A 20,158-nucleotide genomic window follows, 5' to 3' on the forward strand; every position below is an offset into this window, starting at 1 on the left:
AGACTTCCTGCACACCTACAACCACCACCGCGGCCACACCGCACTCGCAGGCCAGCCACCGATCAGCCGCGTGAACAACGCTCCGGGTCAATACATCTAGCGGCCTCGGTCGAGTTGGCCGCGGGCGTACCGGCGGACCCTTTCGTAGCCCAGGAGCCGGCCCTCCGGGTCGAGGGTGACCCGGTAGGTCGCCATGATGGTCATGGTGTCGGGGACCCGCTCCAGCTCCACGACCTCCACGTCGGCGGTCCAGCCGTCGGGTGTGGGGCGGACGGCGGTGACGGAGTCGGGGGCCGTGCCGAGCAGTTCGGCGAGCTGGGCCGCCGCACCGCGCATGGCCTGGACGGCCGTCGTACGGCCGGATGGGGTCGCCTGGTCATCGGTGCTCGTCATGGTCCTACCGTGCCAAGGCCCCGGTCCGTGCGGGCGTGATTCGGCCAAACGTGCGTCGTGCACGCCCTGCCCCGGCGACCGGAAGGTCACTGCTGCGGCCGGCTGAACGGCGTCGCCTGGTGGAAGTAGAGCAGCCACCCGTCCTCGGTCCGCCGCCACAGCGAGCTGCGGTGTGCTCGTCCGCCGTCGTACTCGGTGTCGAAGGTGAGGTGGACGAGGTCGGGGGCCAGCCGTACGCCCTGCATCCGGGAGGTGACGACAGGCGGCGAATCGGGGTCGGTGGTCTCCGCCAGGGAGGCGATGATGTCCGCCCGGCTCCAATGCCGCCCGGAGGCGCCGAACTCGTGGAAGTCGGGGTGCAGCAGCGCCCCGACCCGCTCGGGCGAGCGGCGCACGTCCGGGTCGAGCAGTGCCAGTTCGCCGTCGACGGCGGCAGCGACGGCCGGGTCGTGTTCAGGCACCGGTCAGCTCCGCCAGCTTGACGACGGTGTTCCAGTTGCGGGTCGTGGCGACGATCCCCTTGTTGATGCGCGGCTTCGCGAGGTGTTCGGCCAGTTTGGAGCGGCCCAGGCCGTTCGGGGCGTACAGGTACAGGGCGCGGTCGCCGAGGCGGAACTCTTCGGGGAAGTAGGCGGATTCGTCGATCTCCGCGAAGCGCTCGGGGGTGACGGGGGCGGAGAAGTAGGTGACGTGGAGCTGCTTGGGCTCCAGGTCGGCGGCCGGGAAGGGGCAGGCGTCGACGATCGCCTTCAGGTAGGCGTGGTCGCGCACGATCACGTCGACGGCGAAACCGAAGTGCTTCTGGACGGCGTTCGTGATCTCGGCGGCCAGTGACTCCTCGTCGCCGTGGCCCGAGGCGAACACGGCCTGGCCGCTCTGGAGGTACGTCGTCACGTCCTCGTGGCCGAGGCCGGTCAGGAGTGTGCGCAGGTCCGCCATCGGGACCTTTCTGCTGCCGCCCACGTTGATTCCGCGCAACAGTGCCGCATACGTCGTCATCCGCACACCTTAAGAGGTGCTGCCGGGAATCGGCCGTCGTCGCGCCCGCTGCCGTGGCCGCCTCAGCCGCTCGCTGCGGAGCCCACCAAGAGGGGGAGCCATGACATCAGGCGGCCGTCGTGCCCCGTGGGGGTGGGCACGACGGCCGGTGGGCGGATGCCCGAGTCCCGTAAATTACTCATCGGTCATGGCGGGGCACAACCTTCTGCTCAGGATCCACACAGTCGAGGAGACCGATAGGTGTAAGGGGCCACGGCCCTTTCCGGTCCTCCCCAGTGGGGAGAGGGCGAGCGCCGGGGGGATGAGTTCCGGCCCCGTCACGTCACCGGGCAGCACGACGTGCCGGCTTTATCCGGCCCATACCTTCGAGAGGGAAGGGGGCGGCAGGGGGCCGCTCTCGCATCACGAGGGGGCAAGCCCGTCATGGGGAACGGAGAAGTACGGGTGCGGGGCCTGGCCGCCCGGGCCGGCGGCTGGAGCGCCCGGCACCGATGGGCTGCCGTCGGGATCTGGGTGTTGTTCGTCGTCCTTGCGACGGGACTCGGTTCGGCGGCGGGCCGGGTCGACGTCAAGGACAGCGACCAACTGAAGGGCGAGACGCACACCGCCGCGAAGATCATCGAGGACGCCGGCATCGACGAACCGGCCCGCGAGACGGTGCTGATACAGGCCAAGGGCTCCGGTCTGAAGGCCACCGACTCCGAGTTCCGGGACGCCGTCACGGCCGTGGTCCGGGCCGTCGAGGGGACCGGCCGCGTCACTCACGTGACCTCGCCGTACGACACGAAGACCATCTCGAAGGACGGGCGCAGCGCGCTCGTGCAGTTCGACATGCGCGGCGAGCCCGACACCGCCGGCGAGCGGGTCGAGCCGGTGCTGAAGGCCGTGGAGGGCGTCCAGAAGGACCACGGGTCGCTGCGGATCGAGGAGATCGGCGGCGCCAGCATGATGAAGACGTTCGCCGACGCGTTCGGGGACGACTTCAAGAAGGCCGAGTACTCCGCGGTGCCGGTGGCGTTCGGCATTCTGCTCATCGCCTTCGGCGCGCTGGTGGCGGCGCTGCTGCCGGTGGCGCTGGCGCTCACCGCGATCATGGCGACGATGGGCCTGATGGGGGTGGTCAGCCACGCGGTGCCGATGACGGACGCCGCCAACTCCGTGATGCTGCTCGTCGGTCTGGCCGTCGGTGTCGACTACTGCCTGTTCTATCTGCGCCGTGAGCGGGAGGAGCGCGCCGCGGGCCGGGACGCGCAGACGGCGCTGCGGATCGCCGCCGCGACCAGTGGCCGCGCGATCGTGGTCTCCGGTGTCACGGTGTGCGTGGCCATGGCGGGCATGCTGTTCACCGGGCTCGCCGAGTTCGAGGCGATGGGTCTGGCCTCGCTGATCGTGGTGGCCGTGGCCATGGTGGGGTCCGTGACCGTGCTGCCCGCGCTGCTGTCGCTGCTGGGCGAGCGCGTGGAGAAGGGCCGTATCCCGTTCCTGCGCCGTCGCGGGCAGGGGGGCAACGGGGAGAGCCGGTTCTGGACGGCCGTCCTGCGGCGTGTGCTCGCCAAGCCGGTCGTGTCCGTCGCGGTGGCGACCGGTGCATTGCTCGCCATCGCTGCTCCCGCGGTCGGCATGAAGACCCAGAACCTCACGCTGGACCAGGAGTTCGGCGACTCGCTGCCGATCGTGCAGACGTACAACCGGCTCAACGAGGCCTTCCCGGGCGGCTCGGACCCGGCCCAGGTGATCGTGAAGGCGGACGACATCAACGCGCCCGAGGTGCGGTCGGCGCTCGCCGACTTCCGAGAAAGGGCCGTCAGTTCGGGTGCCTCGCGCGGCCCGGTGGAGATCGAGCTGCACGACGCGCAGAACCTCGCCGTCGTGTCCGTCCCGCTGGTCGGCGGCTCCGACCTCGACAAGGCGGGCGCGAGCCTGGACAAGCTGCGCGACGACGTGCGGCCCGCCACGCTGGGCAAGGTCGACGGCGTCGAGGCCCCGATCACCGGTCAGGTCGCGGGTTCGAAGGACTTCAACGACCAGCTGGCGGGAGCCGTCGTCCCGGTCTTCGCGTTCGTCGTCGTCTTCGCCTTCGCGCTGATGCTGCTGTCGTTCCGCTCACTGACCGTCGCGCTCACGTCGATCCTGCTGAACCTGCTGTCGGTGGGCGCGGCCTACGGCATCCTCGTCGCGGTCTTCCAGCACGGCTGGGGCGCCTCCCTGGTGGGGGCGGAGGGCGTCGGCGCGATCATCACCTGGCTGCCGCTGTTCCTCTTCGTGATCCTGTTCGGCCTGTCGATGGACTACCACGTGTTCGTGGTGTCGCGGATCCGCGAGGCGCGTCTGAAGGGCCGTACGACGAAGGACGCGATCCAGCACGGCGTGGTCACCACGGCGGGTGTCGTCACCAGTGCCGCGGTCATCATGGTCGCCGTGTTCGCGATCTTCGGGACGCTGTCCATGCAGTCCATGAAGCAGATGGGCGTCGGCCTCGCGGCCGCCGTGCTCATCGACGCGACGATCATCCGGGGCGTGCTGCTGCCGGCGGTGATGGCGCTGCTCGGGGAGCGCAACTGGTACCTGCCCAAGTGGCTGCACCGGCTGCCCGACCTCACGCACGACGAGACGCCCGAGGCCGTCACGGCGCCGGTGGTCAGGGACGACGAGGGTGAGCGGCTGACGGTCTGACACCGCGACCGCCGAAGGGCCCGTTGGTTCCGGGGGGAACCAACGGGCCTCGCTCATGCCCTGCCGACGGGCAGTTCGGCCTCGATGAGGTCGGCCGCGCGCCGCGTGCCGCCCTCCCGGGCGGTCTCCGCCTGGATCTCCTTCAGGCGGCGGGCCACCTCCGGGTCGTCGACGAGGGCGAGGGCCGCCTCGCGCAGCGCCTCGCCGGTCGCCTCCTCCGTCGGGAGGTACCGGGCGACACCGAGGCCCTGGAGCATCTCCGCGTTGCCGAACTGGTCCACGGCCTGCGGTACGGCGATCATCGGCGTGGCCGTGGCCAGGCCCTCCTGGCTGCCGCCCGCACCGGCGTGCGTGACGAACAGGTCGGCCTGTTTCAGGATCGCCAACTGCGGCACCCAGGAGCGCACCTCGACGTTGGCGGGGACCTCCCCGAGTTCGGCCGGGTCCATGTGCTTGCCGACCGAGAGCACCAGGTGCCAGCCGGGCAGGTCGCCGAACGCCTTGACGCACTCCCGGTAGAAGCCGGGCTGCTTGGTGAAGGCGGACCCGAGCGAGACGAGCGCGACCTTCTCGGCACCGGCCGGACGCTGCCAGCCGCCCTCCGCGGTGCGGTCGCCCTGGCAGGCTCCGACGAAGGAGTACACGGTCTCGTCGACGCGGTCCGCGTTCGGCTGGAGCGCCTTGGGGATCAGGACGATCGAGCGGTCGGGACGGCCGCCGAAGGCGTCGGGGTGCTGAGTGATCCCGTTCTCCCGCAGCCAGGCGTGGAAACGGGCGTAGTAGGCACGGCCGCGCTCGGTCTTCTTCGGCTCCTCCCACATGGGCTCGGCGACCTCCTCCTCGTACCCCTCCCAGGCGACCATGGCCGGTGACAGGGAGATCGCGGGCACGCCCCAGCGGTGGGCCAGGACGCGGGCCGGGTAGGAGGCGATGTCGTGCAGGACGAGGTCCGGCTCGTCGCCGTCGTACGCCTCGATCAGCTGCGGGAGGGCCTGGATCGCGTCGTCGAGGAACGGCTCCACGTTGTCCAGCAGGGTGCTCCCCCAGGCCTCCGGGTCGTCGTCGGGCGAGGGCAGCGTCGAGTTCCACGGCTTCACCTCGGCGCCGGTCTCCGCGACCTTCTCCTCGAAGACCGGCGGGATCGCGTAGGTCACGCGGTGGCCGCGCGCCACGAGCTCGCGGATCACCTCCAGACTCGGGTTCACGTGGCCGTGGGCGGCGATGGAGAACATGGCGATATGAGCGCGACTGGTCATGCACCCGACCGTATGCGAGACGAGACGTCTCGTCCAATCTTTTTCCGAGGCCGCGTGACGGGTTCAGCGCTGGTAGCGCGCCAGCACCAGGTTGCCGTCCTCCTCCAGGCGTTCGCGCAGCTCACGGATGCCGATGGCGCCGCTGTAGTACTCCTGGAGGGCCGGGGTCGCCACCTTGTCCTTCCACTCGGGGTAGCCGCGCACGGTCTGTGCGGGCGCCGGGCGCAGGTGGGCGGCGAGCGCGGTGCCCGTCGCCCAGCCGTGCTCGGGGGTGCGCAGGGCCGGGTCGTTCAGCGCCCGGCTGCCCGTCGGCAGCATCCAGTCGCCGAGGGCGAGGCGGACCATGTTCTTCGGCCTCAGCAGGAAGTCGATGAAGGCGGCGGCCTCCTTCTTGTGCGGGGAGTCCTCGGCGACGGACAGCGTCTGCGGGCTGACGCCCTGGGTGAGTCCTCCGGCGCCGGCAGGGGCGGGCAGCACCTGCCAGTCGAAGCCCTTCGGCGCCTGCTGCACGATCTGCTGGCGGTAGGAGAAGCCCAGCGGCACCATCGCGTATCTGCCGCCGAAGAAGCCGGGCAGGGTGTCCGAGCCGCCGCTGCCCAGGGTCGTGGGCGAGGCACTGCGGTCGGTGCCGGCTTGGGCGTGGATGGTGCGCGGCACCACCTGGTCGGCCGCCTCGAACCGGACCGTCACCTTGCCGTCGGTCCCGCGGTGGAAGAGCCGTCCGCCCGCCGAGAGGGAGAGGTTGAGCGTGGCGGAGACCGGTTCCTTCAGGGGCCAGGCGACGCCGTACTTCCCCCGGCCGCTGAGTCGTTCGGTGATCCGGCGGAACTCGGCCCAGCTCCACGGCTTCTCCGGGGTCGGGATCCGCACTCCGGAGCGCTTGAGCCACGTCGCGTTGGCGATCAGGACGCGCGGCTCCTGGAGGAACGGCACGCCGTAGACGCCGTCCCCGAAGGTGGTGGTCTCCCAACTGCGCCGCGGGATGTCCGACTTCAGCCGGGCGGGCAGCAGATCGGTGAGGTCGGCGAGGTAGCCGCCGTAGGCGAAGTCGGCGAGGTCGTCGGAGGCGTCGTGGATGATGTCGGGTGCCTCACCGCCCTCGAAGGCGGTGAGGAGCTGGTCGTGGACGCTGTCCCAGCTGCCCTGGACGTACTCGACCCGGACGTCCGGATGGGTGGCGTTCCACTCCTTCACCAGCTCCTTGTTGGCCTCGACCGACTCCTCCTGCCAGGCCAGGGACTGGAAACGCAGGGTGATCCGTCCGTCGTCGGGGGTGCCGCCCGAGGAGCAGCCGGCGAGGAGCAGCAGGAGGACCAGGGCCAGCAGGCGTGCGCGCATCAGCTCTTCACCGCCCCGGTGAGCATGCCGCTCGTGATCCGCCGCTGGATGATCGCGAAGACGACGAGCGACGGCAGCGTCGCCAGGAACGCCGCGGCCGCGAGTGGGCCGAGGTCGGCGACGCCCTCGGCGCCGATGAAGTGGGTGAGCACCACCGGAAGGGTCTGTTTCTCCGGCGTCTTGAGCAGCACGAGCGCGAAGAAGAACTCGTTCCACGCGGTGATGAACGCGAACAGCGCGGTCGCCACGATGCCCGGCGCGAGCAGCGGCGCCGTCACCGACACCAGCGTCCGCACCCGGCCCGCCCCGTCGACCGCGGCGGCCTCCTCCAACTCGGGCGGTACGGCCCGTACGTACCCGGCGAGCATCCACAGCGCGAACGGCAGCGCCCACACCACGTACACCAGCACCAGCCCCGGCACGGAGTTGATCAGGCGGAGGTTCTTCAGCACGAGGAACAGCGGGATGATCAGCAGGACGAACGGGAACGCCTGGCTGACCACCACCCAGCCCGTCACCGCCTTCGCCAGCCGGGTGCGGCGCCGGGCCACGACGTAGGCCATCGGGGTCGCGATCAGCACGGCGACGACCGCCGCCGCGAGTGCGGCGAGCAGGGAGTTGAGGGCGGCGTGCAGCAGCGGCTGTTCGTCGAAGGCCTGCCGGAAGTTGGCGAGGGTGGGGTCCTCGGGGATCCACGTCGGATGCAGGCTGCCGAGTTCGCGCGGCGGCTTGAACGCGGTGGAGACCAGCCAGAGGAACGGGAAGGCGAGAAAGACGAGGTAGGCGAGCAGCGCGGTGTACTGGCCGACGCGGGCCGGGCGGCTGGTCCTCACGCGTCGTCACCTCCCCTGAGGCGGCCGGCGAGGAAGACGGCCAGGGCGATCGAGATCACGGCCACCATCACGCAGCCCATCGCCGCCGCGTAGCCGAACTGCCCGTAGCGGAAGGCCTCTTCGTAGGCGAAGAGCATGGGCAGGCGGGTCCGGCCGCCCGGGCCGCCGCTGGTGAGGACGTAGACCAGGGCGAAGGAGTTGAAATTCCAGATCAGGTTGAGCGCGGTGATGGCCAGGGCGATGGGTCTGAGGGCCGGCCAGGTGACCGTGCGGAAGCGGCGCCAGGCGCTCGCGCCGTCGACCGCCGCCGCCTCGTGCAGTTCGCGCGGGGTGTTCTGGAGTCCGGCGAGCAGCGCGACCGTCGTCTGGGGCATGCCCGCCCAGACGCCGACGAGGATGACGGCGGGCAGCGCGGTGGCCAGCCCGCTCAGCCAGTCGCGGCCGCCGCCGAGGCCGAGGTCGCGCAGGGTCTCGTTGAGGATGCCCGCGTCCGGGTTGTACACGAGCCGCCACATGATGCCGACGACGACCTCGGGCATGGCCCAGGGGATGATCGCCAGGGCGCGGGCCAGCCAGCGCAGCCGCAGGTCCTGGTTGAGCAGCAGGGCGAGGCCCAGCGCGAGCAGGAACTGCGGCACGGTCACACCGACCGCCCACACCAGCCCGATCCGGAACGACTCCCAGAACAGCGTGTCGTGCAGCAGGTCCCGGAAGTTGAGGGCGCCGATCCACTGGGTCGGCTCGGTGCGGCCCGACTGGGCGTCGGTGAAGGCCAGCAGGATCCCGTACAGCAGCGGCCCGACGCTGAGAACGAGGATGGGGAGCAGGGCGGGCAGCACGAGGAACCAGGCGCCGTGGTCGACGGCCCGCCGGGGCCGGGTCCCACCGGGCGTGCGCCCGACCGGTCTCCTCGGCGGCGATGCCTCGGTCACCGATGTCACGGAATCAGCCCCTTTGCACGGCTCGGCTGGCCACGTCATGGTCGTGAAGGCGTTCTGCCTCGTCAAGGCACCGCGCACGCCGCCCGACCTGTGGCGATGCGACACTGACCGGCGGATGGCCGGAACCCGACGGCACAAGACGTGGACGACGGCGGAGAGCGGGACGACGGAGGCGGACGATGGACGAGGCACGGGCCCGGGACGTACTGGCGGAGGCGGGAGTGCTGCCCGGTGCGGCCCGCGAGGCACGGCTGCTCGCGCTGGGTGAGAACGCGGTGTTCGCCGCCGGTGAGCTGGTCGTCAAGGTGGGCCGCGACGCCGAACTCCTCGACCGGGCGCGGCGCGAACTGGACATCGCGCTGTGGCTCGCCGAGGCGGGTGTCCCGGCGGTACGGGCGGCCGAGCCCGAGCCGCTTCTGGTCGACGGGCACCCGGTGACGGTCTGGCACCGGCTGCCGGATGCCGTACGAGCCGCCGAGCCGCGGGATTTGGCCGAACTGCTACGGGTCGTGCACGCCCTGCCCGCGCCCGCCTTCGATCTGCCGCCCCGCGATCTGCTGGGCGGTGTGGAGCGCTGGCTGCGGCTCGCCGGCGATGCGATCGATCCGGCGGACGCGGCGTATCTGCGGGAGCGGCGGGACGGGTTCGCGGCGGAGGCGGCGGCGCTGACGCCGCACCTGCCCCCGGGGCCGATCCACGGCGACGCGTTGCCGCGCAATGTGCACGTCGGGCCGGACGGGCCGGTGCTGGTCGACCTGGAGACGGTCTCGTCCGATCTGCGCGAGCACGACCTGGTGGTGATGGCCCTCTCCCACGACCGGTACGGGCTGCCGGACGAGGCGTACGAGTCCTTCACCGAGGCGTACGGCTGGGATGTGCGGGAGTGGGAGGGGTGCTCGGTGTTGCGTGGGGCCCGGGAGACGGCCAGTTGTGCGTGGGTGGCTCAGCATGCGCCGGGCAATCCGAAGGCGCTGGCGGAGTTCCGGCGGCGGGTGGTTTCACTGCGGGAGGGGGACGGGACGGTGCGGTGGTATCCGTTCTGATGGATCCGTCCTGATGTATCCGTTCTGAGCTCCTAGGGTTCTTCGTCCTGGATGCTTCGGGCGGCCCGGCGCAGCTCCGTGAGGACCGTGCGGACCGCTGTGCGGGCCGTGCGCTCGGGGCGGCACAGGGCGTCGATGTGGCGTCGCGCCCGCACTCCGCTGAGCGGCCGGAGCACGAGCGTCGGATGCGGGCGCATGGTCCAGCGCGGCATCAGGGCGATACCGCCCCCGGCGGCCACGGCCTCGGCGACCACCGAGAACTCGTTGATGCGATGGGCGAGATGGAGCCTGCGGCCCGCCGCGGCGGCGATGGCCTCGATGGTCGCCAGAACCGGGAACCCTTCGTGCACGGTGATCCACGGCTCGTCGGCCACATCGCGCGGGGTGACGCGGCGCTTGGCGGCCAGGGGGTGGCCGGCGGGCATGGCCACGTCCAGCGGCTCGCGCAGCAGCGTCGTCGTGGCGACCGTGTCCGGCCAGGGCGGGGCGTGGTCCAGACGGTGGGCCAGGACGACGTCGTACTCCCGGGTGAGCCGGGGGAAGTCCTCCTGCGGCACGTCCTCGTCGGCCAGCCTCGGCACCGGCTTGCCCGGACCCGCCAGCGCGCGCAGCAGCGGCGGGAAGAACGCGGCGCCCGCGCTGTGGAACGCCGCCACCGACACCTCGCCGTCGGGCCGTCCGACGAACTCCTCGACGGTGTGCCGTGCGCGGGCCAGCGCCGTTTCCACCTCGACGGCCGCGCCGGCCAGCGCCTGCCCGGCGTCGGTGAGCACCAGCCGTCGCCCCTGGCGCTCGGTGAGCGGCACGGGGATCGCGCGCTGAAGCAGCCGCAGCTGCTGGGAGATCGCCGACGGCGTCACCAGCAGCGCCTCGGCGACCGCCGTGACGCTGCCCAGTTCGCCGAGTTCCCGCAGGATCCGCAGCTGACGTTCGTCCATCGCCTCAGTGTAGGGACGATGTAGGGCTGCTAAATGATCGTTTTAGAGACTGGTACTGGGCTTCACGATGGCTCCGGTGCACCGTAGGCGGGTGTCCGATGTCCGCCGTACCGATGCGGTACTCCTCCTTGTCGCGCTCGTCTGGGGTTCCAGCTACCTGTCCGCCCAGACGGCCACTGCCGCGCTCCCCGTCCTGCTGGTGCTGTTCGCCCGCTACGCCCTCTCCGCGCTCGCCTGCCTCGGCGTCGCCGCCACCCGAGAGCGCGGATCGCGCCGGTGGACGCGGGACGAGCTACGGGCCGGGGTGCCTCTGGGGCTGACCCAGGCCGCGGTCCTGGTCGTGGAGACGTACGGTGTGGCGCACACCAGCGCCGCCAACGCCGGGCTCATCATCAGTCTGACCATCGTCCTCACCCCGTTCCTCGACCGCGGCCGCCACCGCGGCGCGCTGCCTGTCTCCTTCTTCGCCGCGACCGGCGTGTGCGTCATGGCCGTCGGGCTGCTGATGTCCGGCAACGGCTTCCACGCGCCACGCCTGGGCGACCTGCTGATGCTCGGCGCCGCGGTGATCCGGGCCGCGCATGTCGCACTGGTCGGCCGCTTCACGACCGGGCGGGCCGTCCGGCCGCTGCATCTGACGACGGTGCAGACCCTCGTCGGCACGGCCCTGTTCCTGCCGGTCGCCACCCACGACCTGCCGACGCTGGTCCGCGCGGACCCGGCGACCTGGGCCCAGCTGGTCTATCTCGCCCTGTTCTGCAGTGTGTTCGCCTTCCTGGCCCAGACCTGGGCCGTGCAGCGCACCTCCGCCAGCCGGGCCAGCCTGCTACTGGGCACCGAGCCGGTCTGGGCCGTCGCGGTGGGCGTCGCCCTCGGCGGCGAACACCTCACGCCCCTCACCGGCCTCGGGGCGGCCCTCATGGTGGCCGGTACGTACTGGGGGCAGGCGGTGGAACGGGCGCACCGAAGCACACCGGACCCCCTGTCTCCCCCGTCCCACTCCCCCGACAAGGACTCCGCATGCCCGACGGCACCCACCGCGACCTCGGCCCGCACGACACCGACCGACACGCCACCGGCCCGCACGACACCTACGGCCACCTGATCTCCCTGCTCGACTCGGCCGGCGTCGATTACCGGCTCATCGACCACGATCCCGAAGGCGCCACCGAAGCCGTCTGCGCGTTGCGCGGACATCCGGCCGGCGAGGCCGCGAAGTGCATCGTGCTGCGGGTCAAGGTGGACCGCCGCACCACACGCCACGTCCTCGCGGTCGTCCCCGGCGACCGCCGGGTGGACCTGGACGCCGTCAGGGCGCTGTTCGCCGCCCGCTACGTGGGCTTCAGCGACCCCGGTACCGCCGAACGGCTGGCCCGCGCCGTGCCCGGTACGGTCCTGCCGTTCAGCTTCGATCCCGACCTGGAACTGGTCGCCGATCCGGACGTCGTGGTCCTGCCGAAGCTGTACTTCAACGCGGCCCGGCTCGACCGCTCGCTCCTCATCTCGGGCTCCGACTACGAGCGTCTGGCCAAGCCCCGCATCGAACGCATCGCGGCGGCGCCCGGACCGGCGTGACGGAGGGGAGCTGCAGGATTTCCCAACGGGTGGGCGGGGCTTATGCGTCCGCCAGCTCCCGCAACGGCCATGCTCCGTCCACCAGGGCCGTCGCATCGCCCTTGCCGCGCAGGAAGTTCTGGAAGTCCGCCGCCCACTCCGCGTACCACTCGATCTGGCGGCGGTGGAGGTCCGCCGGGCCGAGGGACGCGATCTTGGGATGGCGGGCGGCTATCGCGCCGGCCAGGCGGGCCGCTGCCAGCGCGTCGGCCATGGCGTCGTGGGCGGAGTCGAGGACGACGCCGTACTCGGCGCAGACCGCTTCGAGGTTGCGCTTGCCGCGGCGGTAGCGGTCGACCCAGCGGTCGATGGTGTACGGGTCGATGACCGGGGCCGGGTCCACGCCGCCCAGGCGCTCGCGCAGGGACGGCAGTCCGTGGCGGCGCAGCTCGGCGGAGAGCAGGGTCAGGTCGAAGGCGGCGTTGTAGGCGACGACCGGCACGCCCGTCTTCCAGTAGGAGGTCAGGACGTCGGCGAGGGCGTCCGCCACCTGGTCGGCCGGTCGGCCCTCGGCCGCCGCGCGCTCGTTGCTGATGCCGTGCACCGCCACCGCGTCCTCGGGGATCGGCACCCCCGGGTCGGCCAGCCACTCCCTGCGCCCCATCGGCTCCCCGGCCCTGACCTCGATCACGGCTGCCGTGACGATGCGCGCCTCGCGCGGATCCGTGCCCGTCGTCTCCAGGTCGAAGCCGATCAGCAGCTCCCGGTGCCAGCCCATGGGCGGCCCCCCTTCTATGGTGCGTTCCCCCAGTGGTCTCCACCCTCGCATGCACCACTGACAATCAGAGGATCGTGTTCCGCTCAGGCGCCGAACCACCCGACCAGGAGGGACGGTTCACGACACCGGCCGCGAATCCGCCCACATCACCTCGAACTCCTCGCGATAGGTGGGGAAGAGGCCGCTTTCATCGATCTCGCCCGACTTGACCACCTTGCCGCTGTTGCGCAGCACGAACACCGGCGCTTCCATCCCACGGGTCCGGCGCAGGTAGTTCTGCACGACCGCGATGCCGTCCGCGCCGTCGCCGTCGACCAGGTACGCCGTGAAGCGGGGCGTCTCGTCGAAGACCTGGATCTCGAAGGCCCCCGGGTCGCGCAGCCGCGCCCGCACCCGGCGCATGTGCAGGATGTTCATCTCCACGGCCCGGCTGAGCTCGCCGCGCTTGATGCCCAGTTCGCGCTCGCGCCGCTTGACCGCGCTGGAGGCCGGGTTGAGGAACAGCAGCCGCACCCGGCAGCCGGACTCGGCCAGCCGGACCAGACGGCGGCCGGAGAAGTTCTGCACGAGCAGGTTGAGGCCGATGCCGATGGCGTCGAGGCGACGGGCGCCGCCGAAGATGTCCTCGGCCGGGAACTGGCGCATCAGCCGCACCCGGTCCGGGTGGACGGCGACGACGTCGGCGTACCGGTCGCCGACCAGGTCCTCGACCGCGTCGATGGGCAGTCGGCGCGCGGAGGGCACGTCACCGCCGGCGCCGAGCATCTCCAGCAGCCGGGCGGAGGCGCGCTCGGCCTGGTTCAGGACGGCCTCGGACAGGGCCCGGTTGCGGGAGACGACGTTCCGGGTGACCTCCAGCTCGTCCAGGGCGAGCTCCACGTCCCGGCGGTCGTCGAAGTAGGGCTCGAAGCAGGGCCAGTGCTGCACCATCAGCTCGCGCAGCTGCGGCAGGGTGAGGAAGGACAGGACGTTGTCGTCGGCCGGGTCGAGCAGATAGCCCTTGCGGCGGCTGACCTCGCGTACGGCGACCGCGCGCTGCACCCACTCCTGCCCGGCGGGTCCGGCGGCGGCCACGACCCAGTCCTCGCCGTGGACGGGTTCGTAGATGGGACGCAGGACGGCGGCGACGACCGCGCGCAGCCGCTGCTCGACGAGGTTCAGCCAGATGTAGGCCCGGCCGGCCCGCTGGGCGCGGGTGCGCACCTCGCGCCAGGCGTCGGCGTCCCAGTCCAGCTCCGGGCCGATCGAGCCCGTCGCGTCCATCGGCCGTGCCAGGGACACGGCAGAGGTCGGGACGTCTGCGGAGTTCCCCTCGTGACCCTCGTCACCAGGGGGCAGCTCCAGCCCTCCCGAGCCCACCCGTGCACCGCCTTCCGCTCCCCCGAGCACTCCCGGGGGGCCTGGTCCCACCCAACGATCAAGGAAGGGTACTCCGGGAGCGGTCGGCGGTGCAGCCGGATGGGCAGGGTAGTTCTCAGCCGTGCGGCTGCCCTGTGCCGGGGCCGGTCCGCTCCACCCCGCGCCAATCTTTCCCCTACTCCCCCAATAGCCTCGGGAGTATCACTTGTCCCACGGGTTCGGCATAAGGCATATGCACTGGTCACGCGGTAAGAGGGAGATAAGTCATAGGAGGTTCCCTCACTTTCGGGGAGACTCGGGGCCAAGGCGTCCCCACCGGCGCCGCTCACCTGAAAGAGTCGTATCCATGCAGGTCTGGCCTGGAGAGGCATATCCACTCGGTGCCACGTATGACGGCGCCGGTACGAACTTCGCGGTCTTCTCGGAGGCCGCGGACCGAGTAGAGCTGTGTCTGCTGCACGACGACGGCTCGGAGACGGCGATCGAGCTCCGGGAGAGCGACGCGTTCGTACGGCACGCGTACCTGCCGGGCATCATGCCGGGGCAGCGGTACGGGTTCCGGGTGCACGGCCCGTACGCCCCGGAGCGCGGGCTGCGCTGCAACTCCGCGAAACTGCTGCTCGACCCGTACGCGCGTGCGATCAGCGGTTCGATCAGCTGGGGCGAGGAGGTCTACGGCTACCACTTCGACGATCCCGACCGGCGCAATGATCTCGACTCGGCTCCGCACACGATGTCGTCGGTCGTGGTCAACCCGTACTTCGACTGGGGCGACGACCGCCTGCCGCGCACCGAGTACCACCACACGGTGATCTACGAGGCCCACGTCAAGGGCCTCACCATGCGGCATCCGGGCCTGCCGGAGGAGCTGCGCGGCACCTACGCGGCCCTCGCGCACCCGGCGATCATCGAGCACCTCACCGAGCTCGGCGTCACGGCCCTGGAGCTGATGCCCGTCCACCAGTTCGTGAACGATCACCGCCTGGTCGACATGGGCCTGAACAACTACTGGGGCTACAACACGATCGGTTTCTTCGCCCCGCACAACGCCTACGCCTCCTGGGGCGACCGGGGTCAGCAGGTGCTGGAGTTCAAGTCGGCGGTGAAGGCGCTGCACGAGGCAGGGATCGAGGTGATCCTCGACGTGGTCTACAACCACACCGCCGAGGGCAACCACCTGGGCCCGACCCTGTCCTTCAAGGGCCTGGACAACTCGCGCTACTACCGGCTGACGGACGACCCCCGCTACTACATGGACACGACAGGGACCGGGAACTCCCTGCTCATGCGGTCCCCGCACGTCCTCCAGCTGATCATGGACTCGCTGCGGTACTGGGTCACGGAGATGCACGTCGACGGGTTCCGCTTCGACCTGGCGGCGACGCTCGCCCGGCAGTTCCACGAGGTGGACCGGCTGTCGTCGTTCTTCGACCTGGTGCAGCAGGACCCCGTGGTCTCGCAGGTCAAGCTGATCGCCGAGCCGTGGGACGTGGGCGAGGGCGGCTACCAGGTGGGGAACTTCCCGCCGCTGTGGACGGAGTGGAACGGCAAGTACCGGGACACCGTGCGGGACATGTGGCGGGGCGAGCAGCGCACGCTCGCGGAGTTCGCCTCGCGGCTGACCGGCTCGTCCGACCTGTACCAGGACGACGGGCGGCGCCCGCTGGCCTCCATCAACTTCGTGACCTGCCACGACGGCTTCACACTGCACGATCTCGTGTCGTACAACGACAAGCGCAACGAGGCCAACGGCGAGGGCAACCGGGACGGCGAGAGCCACAACCGGTCCTGGAACTGCGGGACCGAGGGCGAGACCGGCGACCCGGACGTGCTGCGGCTGCGGGCCCGGCAGATGCGGAACTTCATCGCGACGCTGATGCTGTCCCAGGGCGTGCCCATGATCAGCCACGGCGACGAGTTCGCCCGCACCCAGCGCGGCAACAACAACGCCTACTGCCAGGACAACGAACTGGCCTGGGTCGAGTGGCCCGAAGAGGGCGGAGAGGACGCCGAGGGGGGACTGAGCCGGGAGCTGCTGGCCTTCACGCGCGCGATGGTGTGGCTGCGCCGGGACCACCCGGTCTTCCGCCGCCGGCGCTTCTTCCACGGCCGGCCCGTGGAGGGCACGCACGACGATCTGTCCGACATCGCCTGGTTCACCCCCGAGGGCCGGGAGATGACCCAGCGGGACTGGGACTCGGCACGGGCCTCCGCCCTGACGGTGTTCCTCAACGGCAACGCGATCTCGGAGCCCGGCACGCGCGGGGAGCGCATCACCGACGACTCGTTCCTGCTGATGTTCAACGCCTCGCCCAAGCCGCTGGAGTTCCTGGTTCCGGTCAACCACGGGCGGCAGTGGCAGGTGGTCGTCGACACCGCCCGCGCGGACGGTGTGCCGCCCGGCACGGGCCCGAAGGTGCAGGCCGGGGACCGGCTGACCCTGACCGACCGGAGCATGACGGTGCTCCAGCGGCCCGTGTAGCCGGCGGCGCGACGCCCGGTCGGTCGCCCGGTTCGTCCCAGGTTCGTCGCCCGGACAGAGCACACTCGTCCGGGCGACGCGCGGCGCACCTGGCGCGGGCGATGACACGAACGGCGGCGGGGCGGGTACGTAGGTCTCCATGACACCTGAGCGACCTGACCCCGTGGTGCCCACGGCCACGTACCGGCTGCAACTGCAGCCCGAGTTCCCGTTCGGGGCCGCGGCGGCCGTCGTGCCGTATCTGGCCTCGCTCGGCGTCTCGCACCTGCATCTGTCCCCCGTCCTGGAGGCCGTGCCGGGCTCGATGCACGGCTACGACGTCGTCGACCACGCGCGCGTGCGGGAGGAACTGGGCGGCGAGGAGGGACTGCGGGCGCTGGCGCGCACGGCGCGCGAGCACGGGCTCGGGCTGGTGGTGGACATCGTCCCGAACCACATGGCCATGGCCCCACGCCACAACCGCGCCCTGTGGGAGGTGCTCCGCGAGGGCCCGAAGTCGCCGTACGCGCGCTGGTTCGACATCGACTGGGAGGCCCAGAACGGCCAGGTGCTGCTGCCGGTGCTCGGCGGGCCGCTGGGCGAGGTGCTCGGAGAGCTGCGCGTCGACGGTGACGTCCTGCGCTACTACGACCACGTGTTCCCGTTGCGCGAGGGCACCGAGGACCTGCCGCTGCCGCACCTGCTGGACGCGCAGTGGTACCGCCCCGTGTGGTGGCGGCTGGCCCGGACCGAGCTCAACTACCGGCGGTTCTTCAGCATCTCGGAGCTGATCGGGGTGCGGGTGGAGGACCCGGAGGTGTTCGAGGCCACCCACGACAAGATCCTCGAGCTGCTCCACGAGGGCGTGATCGACGGGCTGCGCGTCGACCATCCCGACGGGCTCGCCGACCCCGACGGCTACCTCCGGCGGCTGCACGAGGCGACGGGGGGCCGCTGGACCGTCGTGGAGAAGATCCTGGCCGACGGTGAGCAGCTGCCCGCCTCCTGGCCCGTCGCGGGCACCACCGGCTACGACGCCCTGCGGCACGTGGACGGGCTCTTCACGGATCCTGCCGGGTTCGGGGAGCTGCTGGGGCAGTACCGGCGGTTCGCGGCTCCCCAGACGGACCGGGGCGGGCAGTGGGAGGCGACGGTGCGGCGGGCGGCGTACAAGGTCCTCACGCACGAGCTGGCGACCGAGACCGACCGGCTGGTGCGGGTGGCGGACCGGCTGTGCGCGACCTCGCCGGAACCGGCGCTGCGCGACCGCGCGCCCTGGGCGCTGCGCACGGCGCTCCAGGAACTGCTGGTGCGGATGGAGGTCTACCGGCCGTACGAGTCCGTCGACGCGGCGTCCGTGGTCACCGAGGAGGCCGCCGCCGAGGCCCGGCTCGCCTTCACCCTGCCCGAGGAGGCCGGCGCGGTGGACGTCGTACGGGACCTCGTGCTGGGGCGGTACGGCGACGGGCCCGCGCAGCTGGAGTTCCGGACGCGGTTCGCACAGACCTCGTCGGCGCTGCGGGCGAAGTCCGTGGAGGACACGGCGTTCTACCGGTACGTGCCGCTGCTGTCGGCGACCGAGGTGGGCGGGAATCCGGGCGGTCCGGCGCTGTCGCCGGAGGAGTTCCACGCGTACTGCGCGCGCGTGCAGCGCGACTGGCCGGTGACCGGGACGGTCGCCTCGACGCACGACACGAAGCGCAGTGCCGACGTCCGGGCGGCGCTGCACGTGCTCACGGAGTGCCCCGACCGCTGGGCGGACGTCCTCGCGGAGGTGACGCGCACCGGCGAGGGCGTGCCGGACGCGCAACTCGCCTGGGCGGCCTGGCAGACGGTGTTCGGGCTCGGCCCGGCGTCCGGGGCCCTGGAGCGGGTGCAGGGGGCGGTGCTGAAGCACGTGCGCGAGGCGGGCCTGTTCACCAGCTGGACCGAGCAGGAGCCGCCGTACGAGGAGGCGGTGGCGCGGTTCGTGGCGGCCGGGCCGTGCGGGACTCCGAGTGAGCGGATCGCCGCGTTCCGGGACTCTCTCGGGCCGCACATCCGGGCGAACGTGCTGGGCACGGCCCTGGTGCAGCTGACGATGCCGGGGGTGCCGGACGTCTACCAGGGCACGGAGGCCGAGTACCGGGCGCTGGTCGACCCCGACAACCGGCGGGCGGTGGGCTTCCCGCCCGAGGAGTCCGGCGGGACCTCCGCGGAGAAGATCGCGGTGACACGGGCGGCACTGGCGCTGCGGGCACGACGGCCCGACGCCTTCGGCGACACGGCGACGTACCAGCCGCTCCCGGCCCAGGGACCGGCGGCGGCCCACTGCCTGGCGTTCGCCCGCTCCGGAGAGGTACTGACGGCCGTGACCCGCCTGTCGCTCCGGCTCGCCGAGGCGGGGGGCTGGCAGGACACCCGGCTGGCACTGCCGCCCGGACGCTGGGCGGACGTACGGGAACCGGCACGCGAGTTCACGGGCCACGTGCGCGTGGAGGAACTTTTCGAGCCGCTGCCGGTGGCGTTGCTGGAGCGAGTCGGAGAGTGAGTCGGAGGGTGAGTCGGGCGGCCGGTCGTCAGGCCACCGCCGTGCCGTCCTCAGGGCAGTCCTCGTACGCGCGCAGCGGTGCGGTCGGGGACACGCTCGGGTGGGGCCAGGCCGAGCGCAGCAGGGTCACGAAGGCCTCGGCCGCCCCGGTCGGAGGCAGGCGGGAGAAGACCGTCAGGGTGCGTTTCCAGGGCGGGTCGGGGGTGAGCACGACGCAGTCCTCGCCGACCGCGTCGCGGACGAGGTGGGCGGGCGCGGCGCACACGCCGACACCGGCGGCGGCCATCCGTACCGCCGTCGAGGTGTGCTCGGTGAACACGGCGGTGCGCGGGCTGAAGCCGGCCCGCGCGCACGCCCAGTCGAGGAAGCGTTCGCCGTGGACGACGGGTTCCATGGCGCAGCGCACCCAGGGGCGGTCGGCGAGCTCCGCCAGCGTCACCGTCGTACGGCCGGCGTAACGGTCGTCGAAGGGCACCACGAGGACGATGTCCTCCTCGCCGGCCGGTACGACGGTGCCCGGCCAGCCGGCGGGGGCCGGGCCGACGGCGAGGTCGGCGGTGCCGCGCTCGACCTGTTCCTCGAGGGCCTCGGACGTCGCGTACTCGTGGAGATGCAGCAGCACGCGCGGGTGGGCGGCGCGCCAGCGGGCGAAGACGTCCGGGAGGAGACCGACCGCGACCGAGTGGACGGCGGCGACGTGCAGTTCGCCGCCCTCGGCACCGGCGGCGGCGCGGGCCGCGCGGCGGGCCTGCGCGGCGCTGCGCACGGCGAGTTCGGCGTGCGGCCGGAAGGCGCGTCCCATGGGCGTCAGGCGCACCCCGCGCGGCATGCGCTCCAGCAGCGCGCCGCCGACCGACCGTTCCAGGGCCTTGATCTGGTGGGAGAGCGCGGGCTGCGAGACGTGCAGCAGCTCGGCCGCGCGGGTGAAGGACGCCTCCTCGACCACGGTCAGGAAGTACTCCATCTGCCGCAGGCTCATGAACGGCCGCCCCTCCCATAAACACCCTGCATCGATTCCACAAGAACATTGCCTTGGACTCATGGCAAGGGCCGGGCGGACGC

The 20,158-nt window shown here is 71.6% G+C and carries 16 protein-coding genes and 2 pseudogenes; 7 read left to right on the plus strand and 11 right to left on the minus strand.

What is annotated here, in order from left to right:
• Positions 1-100: pseudogene (locus ACZ3I3_RS40140) on the plus strand (IS481 family transposase); the annotation flags it as partial.
• Here the strand turns inward: ACZ3I3_RS40140 and ACZ3I3_RS40145 are convergent.
• The 3 genes from ACZ3I3_RS40145 to ACZ3I3_RS40155 all read right to left on the minus strand — a co-directional run bounded on the left by ACZ3I3_RS40145 (position 97) and on the right by ACZ3I3_RS40155 (position 1,392).
• Entirely contained in the window at positions 97-393 is a 297-nt protein-coding gene (locus ACZ3I3_RS40145) for a gas vesicle protein GvpO (RefSeq protein WP_086851657.1), read from the minus strand. The pseudogene ACZ3I3_RS40140 and the gene ACZ3I3_RS40145 overlap by 4 nt on opposite strands.
• Positions 394-479: 86 nt before the next feature.
• Positions 480-854, minus strand: a complete 375-nt coding sequence (locus tag ACZ3I3_RS40150) for a nuclear transport factor 2 family protein (RefSeq protein WP_467372764.1) — start codon at positions 852-854, stop codon at positions 480-482.
• The gene (locus ACZ3I3_RS40155; RefSeq protein ID WP_467372765.1) at positions 847-1,392 is read right to left on the minus strand and encodes a DUF1697 domain-containing protein; all 546 of its coding nucleotides are present in this window, start codon (positions 1,390-1,392) and stop codon (positions 847-849) included. Before ACZ3I3_RS40155 ends, ACZ3I3_RS40150 begins: the two co-directional genes overlap by 8 nt.
• A gap of 423 nt (positions 1,393-1,815) precedes the next feature.
• Here ACZ3I3_RS40155 and ACZ3I3_RS40160 point away from each other — a divergent pair, with 423 nt between their 5' ends.
• Positions 1,816-4,065, plus strand: a complete 2,250-nt coding sequence (locus tag ACZ3I3_RS40160; protein WP_467372767.1) for an MMPL family transporter — start codon at positions 1,816-1,818, stop codon at positions 4,063-4,065.
• A 53-nt stretch (positions 4,066-4,118) separates the two neighbouring features.
• Here ACZ3I3_RS40160 and ACZ3I3_RS40165 read toward each other — a convergent pair.
• The 4 genes and pseudogenes from ACZ3I3_RS40165 to ACZ3I3_RS40180 all read right to left on the minus strand — a co-directional run bounded on the left by ACZ3I3_RS40165 (position 4,119) and on the right by ACZ3I3_RS40180 (position 8,433).
• A pseudogene (locus ACZ3I3_RS40165) lies at positions 4,119-5,388 on the minus strand (glycosyltransferase).
• Positions 5,385-6,659, minus strand: coding sequence for an ABC transporter substrate-binding protein (locus ACZ3I3_RS40170; protein WP_467372768.1), 1,275 nt, complete (start codon positions 6,657-6,659; stop codon positions 5,385-5,387). The pseudogene ACZ3I3_RS40165 and the gene ACZ3I3_RS40170 overlap by 4 nt, the downstream one beginning before the upstream one ends.
• Positions 6,659-7,492 (minus strand): carbohydrate ABC transporter permease, encoded by an 834-nt coding sequence (locus tag ACZ3I3_RS40175; RefSeq protein ID WP_467372770.1) that lies wholly within the window; start codon positions 7,490-7,492, stop codon positions 6,659-6,661. The genes ACZ3I3_RS40170 and ACZ3I3_RS40175 overlap by 1 nt, the downstream gene beginning before the upstream one ends.
• Entirely contained in the window at positions 7,489-8,433 is a 945-nt protein-coding gene (locus ACZ3I3_RS40180; RefSeq protein ID WP_467372771.1) for a carbohydrate ABC transporter permease, read from the minus strand. The genes ACZ3I3_RS40175 and ACZ3I3_RS40180 overlap by 4 nt, the downstream gene beginning before the upstream one ends.
• A 179-nt stretch (positions 8,434-8,612) precedes the next feature.
• Here ACZ3I3_RS40180 and ACZ3I3_RS40185 point away from each other — a divergent pair, with 179 nt between their 5' ends.
• Positions 8,613-9,476 (plus strand): phosphotransferase enzyme family protein, encoded by an 864-nt coding sequence (locus ACZ3I3_RS40185; RefSeq protein WP_467372772.1) that lies wholly within the window; start codon positions 8,613-8,615, stop codon positions 9,474-9,476.
• A 32-nt stretch (positions 9,477-9,508) separates the two neighbouring features.
• Here the strand turns inward: ACZ3I3_RS40185 and ACZ3I3_RS40190 are convergent, their stop codons facing one another.
• Positions 9,509-10,414 (minus strand): LysR family transcriptional regulator, encoded by a 906-nt coding sequence (locus tag ACZ3I3_RS40190; protein ID WP_467372773.1) that lies wholly within the window; start codon positions 10,412-10,414, stop codon positions 9,509-9,511.
• 91 nt (positions 10,415-10,505) lie between these two features.
• Here ACZ3I3_RS40190 and ACZ3I3_RS40195 point away from each other — a divergent pair, with 91 nt between their 5' ends.
• Both ACZ3I3_RS40195 and ACZ3I3_RS40200 read left to right on the plus strand, forming a co-directional pair.
• Complete coding sequence (locus ACZ3I3_RS40195) at positions 10,506-11,519, plus strand: DMT family transporter (protein ID WP_467372774.1); 1,014 nt, start codon at positions 10,506-10,508, stop codon at positions 11,517-11,519.
• The gene (locus ACZ3I3_RS40200; protein ID WP_467372775.1) at positions 11,435-11,989 is read left to right on the plus strand and encodes a YbaK/EbsC family protein; all 555 of its coding nucleotides are present in this window, start codon (positions 11,435-11,437) and stop codon (positions 11,987-11,989) included. Before ACZ3I3_RS40195 ends, ACZ3I3_RS40200 begins: the two co-directional genes overlap by 85 nt.
• Positions 11,990-12,029: 40 nt before the next feature.
• On the opposite strand, the gene ACZ3I3_RS40205 is transcribed toward ACZ3I3_RS40200, so the two are convergent.
• Both ACZ3I3_RS40205 and ACZ3I3_RS40210 read right to left on the minus strand, forming a co-directional pair.
• Positions 12,030-12,746 (minus strand): exonuclease domain-containing protein, encoded by a 717-nt coding sequence (locus ACZ3I3_RS40205; RefSeq protein WP_467372776.1) that lies wholly within the window; start codon positions 12,744-12,746, stop codon positions 12,030-12,032.
• 117 nt (positions 12,747-12,863) lie between these two features.
• Positions 12,864-14,135, minus strand: coding sequence for an SAV2148 family HEPN domain-containing protein (locus tag ACZ3I3_RS40210; protein WP_467372800.1), 1,272 nt, complete (start codon positions 14,133-14,135; stop codon positions 12,864-12,866).
• A gap of 316 nt (positions 14,136-14,451) precedes the next feature.
• On the opposite strand from ACZ3I3_RS40210, the gene glgX reads away from it, so the two are divergent.
• Positions 14,452-16,587 carry a glycogen debranching protein GlgX gene (gene glgX, locus ACZ3I3_RS40215; RefSeq protein ID WP_467372778.1) on the plus strand — a complete coding sequence of 712 codons (2,136 nt, stop codon included), beginning with the start codon at positions 14,452-14,454 and terminating at the stop codon, positions 16,585-16,587.
• A 139-nt stretch (positions 16,588-16,726) separates the two neighbouring features.
• On the plus strand, positions 16,727-19,096 hold the full coding sequence (gene treY, locus ACZ3I3_RS40220; RefSeq protein ID WP_467372780.1) for a malto-oligosyltrehalose synthase: 2,370 nt from the start codon (positions 16,727-16,729) through the stop codon (positions 19,094-19,096).
• A gap of 28 nt (positions 19,097-19,124) precedes the next feature.
• Here the strand turns inward: treY and ACZ3I3_RS40225 are convergent, their stop codons facing one another.
• On the minus strand, positions 19,125-20,075 hold the full coding sequence (locus ACZ3I3_RS40225; protein ID WP_467372781.1) for a LysR family transcriptional regulator: 951 nt from the start codon (positions 20,073-20,075) through the stop codon (positions 19,125-19,127).
• Positions 20,076-20,158 lie beyond the last annotated feature (83 nt).

Source organism: Streptomyces sp. NPDC016851 (genome assembly GCF_055562795.1).

Excerpts from the sequence above, each read along its gene's own strand:
- ACZ3I3_RS40200 (WP_467372775.1), top strand. The coding sequence starts at position 11,435 with ATGCCCGACGGCACCCACCGCGACCTCGGCCCGCACGACACCGACCGA.
- ACZ3I3_RS40160 (WP_467372767.1), top strand. The coding sequence starts at position 1,816 with ATGGGGAACGGAGAAGTACGGGTGCGGGGCCTGGCCGCCCGGGCCGGC.
- ACZ3I3_RS40190 (WP_467372773.1), bottom strand. The coding sequence starts at position 10,414 with ATGGACGAACGTCAGCTGCGGATCCTGCGGGAACTCGGCGAACTGGGC.
- ACZ3I3_RS40145 (WP_086851657.1), bottom strand. The coding sequence starts at position 393 with ATGACGAGCACCGATGACCAGGCGACCCCATCCGGCCGTACGACGGCC.
- ACZ3I3_RS40170 (WP_467372768.1), bottom strand. The coding sequence starts at position 6,659 with ATGCGCGCACGCCTGCTGGCCCTGGTCCTCCTGCTGCTCCTCGCCGGC.
- ACZ3I3_RS40205 (WP_467372776.1), bottom strand. The coding sequence starts at position 12,746 with ATGGGCTGGCACCGGGAGCTGCTGATCGGCTTCGACCTGGAGACGACG.
- glgX (WP_467372778.1), top strand. The coding sequence starts at position 14,452 with ATGCAGGTCTGGCCTGGAGAGGCATATCCACTCGGTGCCACGTATGAC.
- ACZ3I3_RS40185 (WP_467372772.1), top strand. The coding sequence starts at position 8,613 with ATGGACGAGGCACGGGCCCGGGACGTACTGGCGGAGGCGGGAGTGCTG.
- ACZ3I3_RS40225 (WP_467372781.1), bottom strand. The coding sequence starts at position 20,075 with ATGAGCCTGCGGCAGATGGAGTACTTCCTGACCGTGGTCGAGGAGGCG.
- ACZ3I3_RS40155 (WP_467372765.1), bottom strand. The coding sequence starts at position 1,392 with ATGACGACGTATGCGGCACTGTTGCGCGGAATCAACGTGGGCGGCAGC.
- treY (WP_467372780.1), top strand. The coding sequence starts at position 16,727 with ATGACACCTGAGCGACCTGACCCCGTGGTGCCCACGGCCACGTACCGG.